Here is a 12,490-nt window from a genome sequence, read left to right on the forward strand (position 1 = left end):
CCTGCAACTTTTTTATGCCATTTGCCCGGAAAGATGCCAGATTGACGCGGCGCCGGGGACATACGGCGCGGCGCATCCCGGGGAATAGGCCTGACCATGAAACTCGTCGTCGCGATCATCAAACCCTTCAAGCTCGATGAGGTCCGCCAGGCCCTGACGGCGATCGGCGTCCACGGCATGACTGTGACCGAGGTGAAGGGTTACGGCCGCCAGAAGGGCCACACCGAAATATATCGCGGCGCCGAATATGTCGTGAACTTCCTGCCGAAGCTGCGGATCGAGATCGCGGTCGCCTCCGACATCGCCGACAAGGCGGTCGGCGTGATCACCGCGTCCGCGCGCACCGGTCAGATCGGCGACGGCAAGATCTTCGTCACGCCGATCGACCATGCGCTGCGCATCCGCACCGGCGAGACCGACAGCGACGCGCTTTAGATTCTTGTTTGACGCGTTTTCTTCACGCGAACTGGTATCCACTTCGCTTGAAAACGCTTTGAACCTTTCGATCGCACCGGGCAACGACGCCGCAGCGTGCGACGCCAATTGATGCCGGGGGAAATGACATGGCGGGATTGTTGCGCCGCGCGGCCGCTTTGGCTGCGCCGATCGGATTTGTGTTCGCTTTGGCTGCGCCGGCGCATGCAGCAAGCTCCGAGATCAACACCGCCGACACCGCCTGGATGATCGTCGCCACCGCGCTGGTGCTGATGATGACGATCCCCGGGCTGGCGCTGTTCTACTCCGGCATGGTGCGCAAGAAGAACGTGCTCGCCACCATGGCGCAAAGCCTCGCCGCGGTGACGATCATCTCGATTCTCTGGGTCGCGTTCGGCTATTCGCTGTGCTTCGTCGGCGACGGCCCGTGGATCGGCTCGCTCGACCGCTGGTTCCTCGCGGGCATGACCATGGATAGCGTCAATCCGGCGGCGAAGACGATCCCGGAATCGCTGTTCATGCTGTACCAGATGACGTTCGCCATCATCACGGTGGCGCTGGTCGCAGGCTCGGTCGCCGACCGGATGCGGTTCTCCGCTTATCTGCTGTTCTCTGTCGCCTGGTTCATCTTCGTCTACATTCCGCTGGCGCATTGGGTGTGGGGCGGCGGCTTCCTCGCCAGCATGGGCGTGATGGATTTCGCCGGCGGCCTCGTCGTGCATCTGTCGGCCGGCACCGCCGGCCTCGTCGCCGCCAAGGTGATGGGACGCCGCCACGGCTACGGCACCGAAAATCTCTCGCCGTTCGATCTGTCGCTCGCGGTGATGGGCACCGGCCTGTTGTGGGTCGGCTGGTTCGGCTTCAACGGCGGCTCGGCGGGCGCGGCCAATTCGCGCGCGGTGATGGCGATCATCGCGACGCATCTTGCCGCCTGCTCCGGCGCGCTGACCTGGGGCGCGATCGAATGGTCGACCCGGCGCAAGCCTTCCGTGCTCGGCATGATCTCCGGCGCGGTCGCAGGCCTCGGCACTATCACGCCGGCCTCCGGCTTCGTCGCGCCGTGGCACGGCATCGTTATCGGCATCGCCGCCGGCGCGGTCTGCTACTGGGCCTGTACCTGGCTGAAGCATCGCTTCAACTATGACGACTCGCTCGACGTGTTCGGCGTCCACGGCATTGGCGGACTGACCGGCACGCTTCTGGCCGGCGTGTTCGCAACCAGCGCGATCGGCGGCACCGCCGGCCTGATCGAGGGCCATCCGCAGCAGCTCCTGATCCAGCTCTATGGCGTCGCCGTCACCTTCGTCTGGGCGGCGGGCGTGAGCTTCATCCTGCTCAAGCTGGTCGCCCTGTTCGTACCCCTGCGCGTCTCCCGTGAGCAGGAGCTCGAGGGTCTCGACATCACCCAGCACGGCGAGGCCTTGCAGTAAGGGCTTGCACGACACATAAGCACGTGCTTATGTGTCGTCATGATCGAAGCCGACATCTTCAAGGCACTCGCCGACCCGACGCGCCGAAAAGTCTTTGAGAAGCTCGCTGGCGGAAGCCTGAATGCCAGCGCCTTGCGCGACGGATTGGAGATCAGCCAGCCGGCGATGTCGCAGCATCTTTCGGTGCTGCGTGCGGCGGGGCTCGTGCGCGAGCAGCGGCAAGGCCGCTTTGTGAATTACGAGGTCGATCCGGACGGGATCGCCGCCATCGGGACATGGCTCGCGCGCTACCGCGCCTACTGGCCGAAGCGCATGGAAGCACTCGCCGATCTCTTGAAGGACATGGATCAATAAGGACAGGGATCAATGAGCGACGCCGCGAAACCTGATCATCCCGACGCAAACCTCGTGCTCGAATATGATTTCGATGCGCCGCCGGCAAAGGTCTGGCGCGCCGTGACCATTCCTGAATTGCGCGAGCGCTGGCTGCCGGATTGCGACCTTGCGGGCGCCGAGCCGGAATCAGCGATCCCTGGCGAAGAGGTGCGCTACCGGCTACGCGATTCCGAGCCGCCGTATCGAGAGAGCCACGTCATTTTCCGGATCGAGCCGAACGAGGACGGCGGCACCCGCTTCCGCATCATCCAGCAAGCCTGCGACGATCGAACGAAGCTGCCGCAGCCGGCCAACAGCAATTGCTGCCTGATGCGCGCGGCCGCTTAACCCCAACAAGACTTCATCACCCGTAGACATGGAGGTCGCCGATGCGCGACATGCTTCAGCTCGTCCCTATGGTCGTCGAACAATCGGCGCGCGGCGAACGATCCTTCGACATCTATTCGCGGCTCCTGCGCGAGCGCATCATCTTCCTCAACGGCGAGGTCAATGACGCGATGTCCGGACTGGTCTGCGCGCAGCTCTTGTTCCTGGAAGCGGAGAATCCGAGCCGGCCGATCAATCTCTACATCAATTCCTACGGCGGCGTGGTCACCTCTGGACTTGCGATGTACGACACCATGCAGTTCATCAAGGCGCCGGTCCATACGCTGTGCATGGGCACCGCGCGCTCGATGGGCTCGTTCCTGCTGATGGCCGGCGAGCCCGGTCACCGCGCCGCCTTGCCCAATGCAAGCCTTCACGTGCATCAGCCGCTCGGCGGCTTTCAGGGCCAGGCTTCCGACGTCCTGATCCATGCCAACGAGATGCAGGAAACCAAGCGGCGCCTCATCCGGCTCTATGCGCAGCATTGCGGGCGCTCCGAGGCGGAGGTGGAGCGGACCTTGGACCGCGACCACTTCATGACCGCGCAGCAGGGGGTCGAATGGGGATTGATCGATCGGGTTTTTGCAGCGCGCGATGCTGCCTGACACTCCGCCTGCGGCCGCTCATCTGCATGATCGGTTGCGCGTATCGCGTGGGCACCGGCGCCTAGGCTCGATATTTTGCGGCTCAGCGCGCCCCTCACCCCCTAAGCTGATACCTTTGGGCTGCCCGACACATGAGCAACATTGTGTCGGCAGCCTGTCGTGCTCACATTTTAAGCAGATCTGACCACGTTTTGAGCGCGACGTATTAGCGCACTGCAGCGCAATACCCGTCGAGCGCGAAAACACCCGTTTTCATAGTCCGTTAGGCAATGCGCCCGATCTGGCACGGCATTTGATTCTAAGGGTCCCGGCTGTGCCCGCGTAGTGAACTCTCCCTCGTGGCGAACCAGTCGAGAAACGCCCGGCCACGTCCGGACCGGGCTCAAGCGGGGATAGGACCCATGAAAATTGTTATGGCGATTATCAAGCCATTCAAGCTGGAAGAAGTCCGTGACGCCCTGACCGCCATTGGCGTTCACGGACTCACGGTGACGGAAGTCAAGGGATATGGCCGCCAGAAAGGCCATACGGAAATCTATCGCGGCGCCGAATATGCCGTGAGCTTCCTGCCCAAGATCAAGATCGAGGTCGCTGTCGCCTCCGACCAGGTCGACAAGACCATCGACGCCATCACGTCCGCGGCGAAAACCGGACAGATCGGCGACGGCAAGATCTTCGTGATCAGTCTCGACCATGCGGTTCGCATCCGCACCGGCGAGGCCGACGCCGCGGCCCTTTGATTTCGCGCTCAACCTTATCCAATCAGGAGTGAATAAAATGACGTTTAAGCGTCCCTATGGCGCGGGATTGGCGGCTCTCGCAGTCGGCCTGTTCGCTGCGACCGCAGCCTACGCCGAGCCAACGGTCAACAAGGGAGACAACGCCTGGATGCTGACATCGACAGTGCTCGTGCTGTTGATGACGATCCCCGGCCTCGCGCTGTTCTACGGCGGTCTCGTCCGTTCCAAGAACATGCTCTCGGTGCTGATGCAGGTGTTCTACACCGTCTGCGTCGTCACCGTGATCTGGGCCGTGTACGGCTACAGCCTCGCCTTCACGGGCGGCTCCGACTTCATCGGCGGCTTCTCCAAGGCCTTCATGATGGGTGTCACCACCGACTCGAAGGCCGCGACCTTCTCGGTCGACGCCAACATCTCGGAGCTCATCTACATGTGCTTCCAGATGACCTTCGCGGCGATCACGCCCGCCCTCATCGTCGGCGCCTTCGCCGAGCGCATGAAGTTCTCGGCGATCGCGCTCTTCATCCCGCTCTGGGTCACGCTGATCTACTTCCCGATCGCGCACATGGTCTGGTACTGGCCCGGCCCGGACGCGATCCAGGATGCGGCCAAGGCTCTTGCTGCTGCCACTGACGCGGCGGCGAAGACCGCGGCGCAGGCCAAGCTCGACGAGATCAACGCCGATGCTGGCTGGATCTTCAAGGCAGGCGCGATCGACTTCGCCGGCGGCACCGTGGTGCACATCAACGCCGGCATCGCAGGCCTCGTCGGCGCTCTCCTGATCGGCAAGCGCGTCGGTTACGGCAAGGAGCTGATGGCTCCGCACTCGCTGACCATGTCGATGATCGGCGCCTCGCTGCTCTGGGTCGGCTGGTTCGGCTTCAACGCCGGCTCCAACCTCGAAGCCAACGGCGGCGCCGCCCTCGCCATGACCAACTCCTTCGTCGCCACCGCGGCCGCCGCGCTGTCGTGGATGTTCGCGGAGTGGATCGTGAAGGGTCACCCGTCGGTGCTCGGCGTCATCTCCGGCGCTGTCGCGGGCCTCGTGGCCGTCACGCCTGCCGCCGGCTTCTCCGGTGTCATGGGCGCGATCGTCCTCGGTCTCGTGGTCGGCGTGGTCTGCCTGTTCTTCTGCACCGTCGTGAAGAACGCGCTCGGCTACGATGACAGCCTCGACGTGTTCGGCGTGCACTGCATCGGCGGCATCGTCGGCGCGCTCGGCACCGGCATCCTGGTCAATCCGGCTCTCGGTGGTGCGGGCATCATCGACTACACCGCGATCCCGCCCAAGGTTGCCGATTACGACTTCGCCGTGCAGATGCTGTCCCAGCTCAAGGCTGTCGGCACCACGCTGGTGTGGTCGGGCGTCGGTTCGGCGATCCTCTACAAGGTCGTCGACGTGATCGTTGGCCTCCGCGCCAATGTCGAGAGCGAGCGTGAAGGCCTCGACATCACCGAGCACACCGAGCGCGCCTACAACATGTAACCTCTCCTCCCGGGCGCGGTCTCCTAGGGGACCGCGTCCACAACTACGGTTTGGGCACATACCCGGCAATGCCCCGACCGTGAGGGCGTCCAGCGCAAGTTGGAGCCCCTTTCTTTTTGACCGCGCGCAAAAGAAAAGGATTGCCATTCCAGATTGCCGGCGCAGAAATACCGGCCACAACGAACAACAAACCGGGAGGTCGTCATGCGTTTGGAAGGCGGATGCTATTGCGGCGAAGTGCGCTACGTGGCCGAGGGCGACCCGATGATGCAGGCCCAGTGTCATTGCCGCGAGTGCCAGTACATCTCGGGCGGCGCGCCCAACACCTTCATCGCGATGCCGGCGGCCGGCTTCAGCTACATCACCGGGCAGCCGAAGCAGTTCACGCGCAAGGACCTCGAACGCGCCGTGACGCGCGAATTCTGCGCCGAATGCGGCACGCATCTGGTGACCAAGGTCCCCGGCCTGCCCGCCGCGATCCTGAAGGTCGGCACGCTGGACGAGCCGAAACAGTTCCACCCGCAGATGGCGATCTACACCTGCGACATGCAGGAGTTCCACGCGATCCCCGCGGGCATGAAGACATTCGATAAGCTGCCGGGGCATTAAGGTCGCGATGATGGTGCGCTCCCTCCCGCGAATGCGGGGGAGGGCGCCTCCGCGGTGGGATTCGCCAAGAGGAGAGAGCCCTCACCCGGCGCGCGGGACGATGCTACGCATCGCCCGGGGCGCGCCGACCTCTCCCGCAAGCGGGAGAGGTCGGAATCGCCCTCCATCCCGTTGTTATCCGGTCTCATTATCCCCGCTCTGGACGGAGGCGGCGGCCGATGGTTAATCGCGTCTTAACCTCGCCCTATCTATGGTGAACTGAACCGCTTCCCGCCGGCGCCTTGATGCGACCGGCTGTTCCAAGAGTACTGGCGCCCAACGAATGGCTCTGACCGCTTCATCCCGTGCGCCGCAGGGCGGTGGTAGCTCCGATTCCCAACGCTCGCCCTTCGTCCGGCTGAACGAGCTGCTGGCCCCGCATCAGCCGGGCAAGCCCTTGATTTCGCTTGCAGTTGGCGAGCCCCAGCATCCCGTGCCCGAGTTCGTCGGCCCGGTGCTGGCCAAGCACATCGCCGATTTCGGCCGTTACCCGATGAACCAGGGCACCGAGCCGTTCCGCCAGGCAGCAGGTGCCTGGCTGTCGTCGCGCTTCAAGCTGCCGCGACCGCTCGACCCCAAGACCGAAATTCTCGTCCTCAATGGCAGCCGCGAGGGGCTGTTCCTCGCCGCGATTGCAGCGGCGCGCTATGTCGGGCCGAAGCCAGGCAAGCCTGCCATCCTGATGCCGAACCCGTTCTATCCGGTCTATGGCGCGGGCGCCGGTGCCGCAGCCTGCGAACAGGTCTATCTGCCGACCACCGTCGAAAACGGTTTTCTGCCCGATCTCGACGCCATCGACGAGGCGACGCTGGCGCGCACCGTGGCGTTCTATCTGGCCTCGCCCGCAAATCCGCAGGGTTCGGTCGCCAAGCCCGATTATTTCAGGCGGCTGAAGCAGCTCGCCGACCGCTACAACTTCATGATCCTCAGCGATGAGTGCTATTCGGAGATCTACACCCGCGAGGCGCCAGGCAGCGCGCTCGAATCCGCGGGTGCCGACTTCACCCGCGTGGCTGCGTTCCAGTCGCTGTCAAAACGCTCCAATTTGCCGGGCCTGCGCGTCGGCTTCGCCGCGGGCGACAAGAAGTTCATCGGCATGTTCCTCGAGCTGCGCAACATTGCGGCGCCGCAGGTGCCGGTGCCGCTGCAGCATGTCGCGACCGTTGCCTATGGCGACGAGGCGCATGTCGAGGAGAACCGCAGGCTCTACCGGATCAAGTTCGATCTCGCCGACCAGATCATCGGCAATCGCTACGGCTATCGCCGGCCCGACGGCGGCTTTTGCGTCTGGCTCAACACGTCCGAGATCGGTGACGACGTCTCGGTGACCCTGAAGCTGTTTAGGGAAGCCGGCGTGCGCGTGGTGCCCGGCTCCTATCTCGCGCGGCTTCAACCTGACGGCTTCAATCCCGGTGCCGGCTACATTCGCCTGGCGCTGGTGCAGGATAGTGAGACCACGGCGCAGGCGTTGCACCGGCTGGTCGAAACTCTGGGTTAGGCGGGGCCCATGAGCATGTCGGCAATCGAACGTGTCATTCCACTGGTCGGCCATCTGCCGCCGTCGATCCGCGAGGGTCTGGCGCGGCGGATGCGCGAGCTCACCGGCCTCGGCATGGTCGGGCTGGCGGGCGTGGCCTCGGCCGCGCTGATGACCTGGTCGGTGCAGGATCCCAGCCTCAGCCACGCGACCTCGCGGCCGATCCGCAACATTCTCGGCTATGCCGGTGCGATCGGCGCCGACCTTGCGATGCAGCCACATCGCGGTCTCGACCAGCGCCAGCACCATCGCCGGCGCGATCAGATGATGCCGACCGGCCTCGGCGGCGTGGTCGGCGACGCCCTGGTGCGCGCGCCCGCGGTGATTTTCGGACCCGCCGGCACGATCTACCGCATGGTACTCGGCACGATCCTGTTCGCCGCGATGACTGCGACGTTCCTGATCGCCTGCGGCCTCGGCGCACGCGAGCATGACGACGAGCTCGCCGAGATCGAGGATGACGACAAGCCGCTCGATGAGGACGAGGGGAGCGATCGCGGCTCGGTGTCGCTGGGCTGGCTGTTCCACGCCCTGATGAGCACCAAGGCACGCCTGATCTGGCTGTGTGGTGCCGCCTACCGCGCGCTGGTCTCGAGCGGACCGAAGACCAAGGCCGTTGCGTTCAGCCGCCAGGAGCCGAATCTCGGCGGCGGCCGCACCGCGCCCTCGATCTCGCCGCAGTCCGAAGACGAGGACGACGAGGGCGAGCACGAGGAGGACGAAGAGGAAGGCGAGGAGGAAGAGGAAGAAGAGGAAGAGCCCGCCGCGCGCGCCCCGCGCAAGAAGGCTGCGCCGAAGGCCGCTTCCAAGAAATCCTCCGACAAGTTCGAGCTTCCGTCCGTCTCCGTGCTGGCCGCGCCCAAGGCCGGCGATCGCCAACCACTCAGCAAGGCCGAGCTGGAAGCCAATTCGCGCTCGCTCGAAGGCGTGCTGCAAGATTTCGGCGTGCGCGGCGAAATCGTGAAGGCCAATCCGGGTCCGGTCGTCACGCTGTACGAGCTGGAGCCGGCGCCCGGCATCAAGTCTTCACGCGTGATCGGCCTCTCCGACGACATCGCCCGCTCGATGAGCGCGCTGTCGGCGCGCGTCGCCGTCGTGCCGGGCCGCAATGCGATCGGCATCGAGCTGCCGAACGCGCATCGCGAAAAGGTTTACCTGCGTGAACTGCTGGTCGCGAAGGAAGCGACCGAGACGGTCGCGAAGCTGCCGCTCTGCCTCGGCAAGACCATCGGCGGTGACCCCGTCATCATCGACCTCGCGCGCACGCCGCACATGCTGATCGCCGGTACCACCGGCTCGGGCAAGTCGGTCGCCATCAACACCATGATCCTCAGCCTGGTCTACCGGCTGCGCCCCGATCAGTGCCGGCTGATCATGGTCGATCCGAAGATGCTCGAACTCTCCGTCTATGACGGCATTCCCCATCTGCTCACGCCTGTCGTGACCGATCCGAAGAAGGCGGTGGTCGCGCTGAAATGGGCCGTGCGCGAGATGGAAGAGCGCTACAAGAACATGGCCAAGCTCGGTGTGCGCAACATCGACGGCTACAACACGCGCCTCGGCGAGTTGAAGGCCAAGGGCGAGGAGCCGACGCGCACGGTACACACCGGCTTCGACAAGGAGACCGGCAAGGCGATCTACGAGGAAGAGAAGCTCTCGCTCGACCCGCTGCCCTACATCGTCATCATCGTCGACGAAATGGCCGACCTGATGATGGTCGCGGGCAAGGACATCGAAGGCGCGGTGCAGCGCCTCGCACAGATGGCGCGCGCCGCCGGCCTGCATGTGATCCTGGCGACGCAGCGGCCGTCGGTCGACGTCATCACCGGCACCATCAAGGCCAACTTCCCGACCCGCATCGCCTTCCAGGTGACGTCGAAGATCGACAGCCGCACCATTCTCGGCGAGATGGGCGCCGAGCAGCTGCTCGGCCAGGGCGACATGCTGTACATGGCGGGCGGCGGCCGCATCAGCCGTGTGCACGGACCGTTCGCGTCCGACGAGGAAGTCGAGAAGGTGGTGCGTCACCTCAAGACGCAGGGCCAGCCGGAATACCTCGAAGCGGTTACCGCCGAAGAGCCGACCGAGGACGAGGACGGGGCGGTGTTCGACGCCACCGGCATGGGCGCGGACGGCGGCGGCGACCTGTTCGCGCAGGCCGTTGCGATCGTCAAACGAGACCGCAAGGCCTCGACCAGCTACATTCAGCGCCGCCTGCAGATCGGCTATAATCGCGCCGCATCGCTGATGGAGCGCATGGAACTGGAAGGCATCGTCGGACCCGCTAACCACGCCGGAAAGCGCGAGATTCTGGTCGAGGAAGAAGACAGCCATATGTGAGGCAGCTGCCTCTGAACGAAATTTCACGTAGAATCGATATCTGCTTTTGCCCGAAATCACGCTAAAAGACGCCCAGCCACACAGGACGACGCGTTGATCAGACATCCGGACACTCGATTCGCTGCCAGCATTGCCGCGCGAAGCGCGCGCATGGCCGGCGTGCTTCTCGTCACCGCCGCGATGGTGACCACTGCGTCGCTCGCGCAGAACGTCCCCGTGCCAAAACCCGCACCGAAGGGCCGCGATGGCGGGGCATCCGCTGGCGGCCCCGCGGTCACCGGTGCGACCCAGCAGCCGCCGAATCCGGTAATCCCGGATCCGCGCCGCAATGTCGCCGAGCAGCATCTTCCAGACCTTCGACGACAAGCAGAAGGCGCAGGCGGCCAAGGTCAGCGCCTATCTGTCCTCGCTCCAGACGCTGGTCGGGAATTTCGTCCAGGTCGGTCCCGACGGCAGCAAGACGCAGGGCGACTTCTACATCCAGAAGCCCGGCAAGGTGCGCTTCGAATATGACGCGCCGAGCCCGATCGACATCGTCGCCGACGGCTCCTCGCTGGTGGTGCGCGACCGCAAGCTGGCGACCCAGGACGTCTATCCGCTGTCGCAGACGCCGCTGCGCTTCCTGTTGTCCGACCGCATCGACCTGATGAAGGACACCAATGTCGTCAACGTCACGGCCGACGACCTCTTCGTCAGCGTGACCATCGAGGAGAAGCAGGCGCTGGTCGGCACCAGCCGCTTGCTGCTGATGTTCGGCGCCAAGGACGGCCAGCTCAAGCAATGGACCGTCACCGACCCGCAGGGCTACGACACCACGATCGCGGTCTACAATCTGGATTCGAGCAAGAAGCTCGATCCCGGCATGTTCAAGATCGATTTCACCAATTACGGCCCGGCGCCGGGATAAGCGCTCCGCTGCCGTAGGGTGGGCAAAGGCGCGCTTGCGCCGTGCCCACCATCTCGTCCTCGTGGAGGCAATGTGGGCACGCTTCGCTTTGCCCATCCTACGAGGGCTTGCTGTGGACAAGCATTTTGCCCACGCCAATCCATGCTAAGACGCAACCCTCATGCGTCTTTCCCTGACAACCTGGAACATCAATTCGGTGCGGCTGCGCATCGACCTGGTCGCGAAATTCCTCAAGAGCGCGCGGCCGGACGTGCTGTGTCTCCAGGAAACCAAGTGCATCGACGATGCCTTTCCGCTGAAGCGCTTCAAGCGGCTCGGCTATGAGCATGTCGCGCTGAACGGGCAGAAAGGCTATCACGGCGTTGCCATCGTCTCGAAGATTCCGTTCGAATCGAAAGACATCCGCACCTTCTGCGACAAGGTGGATTCGCGCCATGTCTCGGTGTCGTTCGGTGAGAAGGCCAACATCGCAAAGCCGCTGGTGCTGCATAATTTCTACGTGCCCGCCGGCGGCGACGTTCCCGATCCCGCGCTGAACGAGAAGTTCGACCACAAGCTCCGCTTCCTCGACGAGATGACGGCGTGCGAGCCGCTGCATCCACGCGGCGAGGACCGTCACATCCTCGTCGGCGATCTCAACGTCGCCCCGCACGAGAACGACGTGTGGTCGCACAAGCAGCTGTTGAAGGTGGTCTCGCACACGCCTGTCGAAACCGAGAAGCTGAAGGCTGCGCTTGCCGCCGGCGAATGGATCGACGTCGCGCGCGACCGCATCCCGATGTCGGAAAAAGTCTATACGTGGTGGAGCTACCGCTCCGCCGACTGGACCGTCGGCGACCGCGGCCGCCGGCTCGATCACATCTGGGTCTCGCGCGCGCTGAAGGATGCGGTCAGCGATTTCAAGATCCTGCGTGATGCGCGCAGTTGGGAACGGCCGTCGGACCACGTGCCGGTGACCGTGACGCTGGAGGTTTAAACCCCTGCCGTCATTCCGGGGCGCGACAAAGTCGCAGGCGATGGTGCGCAATTGCGCACCTGAGAATCCACTCATCCACCGTCGCTGACGCTCAATGGATTCCGGGCTCGCGCTACGCGCGCCCCGGAATGACGGGTGGAGAGACCGACCTCACGACGTCAGCTTCGCGCCCGCCATCAGGATATCGCTGGCAATCTGGCTCGAGCGCACCGCGAATTCATCCCGCAAGCGGACCGCGGCAGCGGGATCGCTTTCGAGCACGCGCTGGAAAAGGCTGCGCGCGACACGGATGACGGAGGCGTGCTCCAGCGCGACCGCGCTCGACGGCCGCTTCATCGGCACCACCAGCGCGAGCTCGCCGATCAGCGCGCCGGGGCCTGCGATCATCTCGGCACCGGCGCCGTCGTCGACCCGGAAGGCGCCGCGCTGGACCACGAAGCCGGCATCGGCCTCGTCGCCGAGATTGAACAGGACGTCGCCGCGGACGAAGTTGCGCTGCTCGGAGCCGATCGCCAGCATGCGCAACGAGGCGTCTCCCAACAGGCGCAAGGTCGGGACACGCTCGAGAAGCGCTACGTCGTCGTCGATTGACATTCAGGTCCGAGGCTCAAGGGCACGATATCT

12 protein-coding genes and 1 pseudogene are annotated in these 12,490 nt (G+C 64.4%); 12 read left to right on the plus strand and 1 reads right to left on the minus strand.

Annotated features, from left to right (window positions below):
- Positions 1 to 96 precede the first annotated feature (96 nt).
- The 12 genes and pseudogenes from FOM02_RS00465 to xth all read left to right on the plus strand — a co-directional run bounded on the left by FOM02_RS00465 (position 97) and on the right by xth (position 11,866).
- Positions 97 to 435 carry a P-II family nitrogen regulator gene (locus tag FOM02_RS00465; RefSeq protein WP_027535359.1) on the plus strand — a complete coding sequence of 113 codons (339 nt, stop codon included), beginning with the start codon at positions 97 to 99 and terminating at the stop codon, positions 433 to 435.
- 128 nt (positions 436 to 563) lie between these two features.
- Entirely contained in the window at positions 564 to 1,865 is a 1,302-nt protein-coding gene (locus FOM02_RS00470; RefSeq protein ID WP_027561711.1) for an ammonium transporter, read from the plus strand.
- A 39-nt stretch (positions 1,866 to 1,904) separates the two neighbouring features.
- Positions 1,905 to 2,219, plus strand: a complete 315-nt coding sequence (locus tag FOM02_RS00475; protein ID WP_027561710.1) for an ArsR/SmtB family transcription factor — start codon at positions 1,905 to 1,907, stop codon at positions 2,217 to 2,219.
- Between the two features lie 12 nt (positions 2,220 to 2,231).
- Positions 2,232 to 2,588 (plus strand): SRPBCC family protein, encoded by a 357-nt coding sequence (locus tag FOM02_RS00480; RefSeq protein ID WP_027561709.1) that lies wholly within the window; start codon positions 2,232 to 2,234, stop codon positions 2,586 to 2,588.
- A gap of 41 nt (positions 2,589 to 2,629) precedes the next feature.
- Positions 2,630 to 3,232: an ATP-dependent Clp protease proteolytic subunit gene (locus FOM02_RS00485; protein ID WP_092211597.1), complete on the plus strand. Its 603-nt coding sequence runs from the start codon at positions 2,630 to 2,632 to the stop codon at positions 3,230 to 3,232.
- A gap of 401 nt (positions 3,233 to 3,633) precedes the next feature.
- Positions 3,634 to 3,972 (plus strand): P-II family nitrogen regulator, encoded by a 339-nt coding sequence (locus FOM02_RS00490; protein ID WP_027525082.1) that lies wholly within the window; start codon positions 3,634 to 3,636, stop codon positions 3,970 to 3,972.
- A 37-nt stretch (positions 3,973 to 4,009) separates the two neighbouring features.
- Positions 4,010 to 5,458: an ammonium transporter gene (locus FOM02_RS00495; protein ID WP_027561707.1), complete on the plus strand. Its 1,449-nt coding sequence runs from the start codon at positions 4,010 to 4,012 to the stop codon at positions 5,456 to 5,458.
- A gap of 204 nt (positions 5,459 to 5,662) precedes the next feature.
- A complete protein-coding gene (locus FOM02_RS00500) occupies positions 5,663 to 6,067 on the plus strand; it encodes a GFA family protein (protein ID WP_027561706.1) in 405 nt (134 codons plus the stop codon).
- Positions 6,068 to 6,389: 322 nt separating this feature from the next.
- Positions 6,390 to 7,604 carry an aminotransferase class I/II-fold pyridoxal phosphate-dependent enzyme gene (locus tag FOM02_RS00505; RefSeq protein ID WP_027561705.1) on the plus strand — a complete coding sequence of 405 codons (1,215 nt, stop codon included), beginning with the start codon at positions 6,390 to 6,392 and terminating at the stop codon, positions 7,602 to 7,604.
- A 9-nt stretch (positions 7,605 to 7,613) separates the two neighbouring features.
- Positions 7,614 to 9,983, plus strand: coding sequence for an FtsK/SpoIIIE family DNA translocase (locus tag FOM02_RS00510; protein WP_265441394.1), 2,370 nt, complete (start codon positions 7,614 to 7,616; stop codon positions 9,981 to 9,983).
- Positions 9,984 to 10,133: 150 nt separating this feature from the next.
- Positions 10,134 to 10,890: pseudogene (locus tag FOM02_RS00515) on the plus strand (outer membrane lipoprotein carrier protein LolA).
- 160 nt (positions 10,891 to 11,050) lie between these two features.
- Positions 11,051 to 11,866 (plus strand): exodeoxyribonuclease III, encoded by an 816-nt coding sequence (gene xth / locus FOM02_RS00520; protein ID WP_027561702.1) that lies wholly within the window; start codon positions 11,051 to 11,053, stop codon positions 11,864 to 11,866.
- A 150-nt stretch (positions 11,867 to 12,016) separates the two neighbouring features.
- On the opposite strand, the gene FOM02_RS00525 is transcribed toward xth, so the two are convergent.
- Positions 12,017 to 12,460 (minus strand): cyclic nucleotide-binding domain-containing protein, encoded by a 444-nt coding sequence (locus FOM02_RS00525; RefSeq protein ID WP_027561701.1) that lies wholly within the window; start codon positions 12,458 to 12,460, stop codon positions 12,017 to 12,019.
- Positions 12,461 to 12,490 lie beyond the last annotated feature (30 nt).

It is taken from the genome of Bradyrhizobium sp. SEMIA, from assembly GCF_014844175.1.
Taxonomy (GTDB): domain Bacteria; phylum Pseudomonadota; class Alphaproteobacteria; order Rhizobiales; family Xanthobacteraceae; genus Bradyrhizobium; species Bradyrhizobium arachidis.

Coding starts and splice junctions, on each gene's coding strand:
- FOM02_RS00505 (WP_027561705.1), top strand. CDS start 6,390: ATGGCTCTGACCGCTTCATCCCGTGCGCCGCAGGGCGGTGGTAGCTCC.
- FOM02_RS00485 (WP_092211597.1), top strand. CDS start 2,630: ATGCGCGACATGCTTCAGCTCGTCCCTATGGTCGTCGAACAATCGGCG.
- FOM02_RS00500 (WP_027561706.1), top strand. CDS start 5,663: ATGCGTTTGGAAGGCGGATGCTATTGCGGCGAAGTGCGCTACGTGGCC.
- FOM02_RS00510 (WP_265441394.1), top strand. CDS start 7,614: ATGAGCATGTCGGCAATCGAACGTGTCATTCCACTGGTCGGCCATCTG.
- FOM02_RS00480 (WP_027561709.1), top strand. CDS start 2,232: ATGAGCGACGCCGCGAAACCTGATCATCCCGACGCAAACCTCGTGCTC.
- FOM02_RS00465 (WP_027535359.1), top strand. CDS start 97: ATGAAACTCGTCGTCGCGATCATCAAACCCTTCAAGCTCGATGAGGTC.
- FOM02_RS00470 (WP_027561711.1), top strand. CDS start 564: ATGGCGGGATTGTTGCGCCGCGCGGCCGCTTTGGCTGCGCCGATCGGA.
- xth (WP_027561702.1), top strand. CDS start 11,051: ATGCGTCTTTCCCTGACAACCTGGAACATCAATTCGGTGCGGCTGCGC.
- FOM02_RS00490 (WP_027525082.1), top strand. CDS start 3,634: ATGAAAATTGTTATGGCGATTATCAAGCCATTCAAGCTGGAAGAAGTC.
- FOM02_RS00475 (WP_027561710.1), top strand. CDS start 1,905: ATGATCGAAGCCGACATCTTCAAGGCACTCGCCGACCCGACGCGCCGA.
- FOM02_RS00495 (WP_027561707.1), top strand. CDS start 4,010: ATGACGTTTAAGCGTCCCTATGGCGCGGGATTGGCGGCTCTCGCAGTC.
- FOM02_RS00525 (WP_027561701.1), bottom strand. CDS start 12,460: ATGTCAATCGACGACGACGTAGCGCTTCTCGAGCGTGTCCCGACCTTG.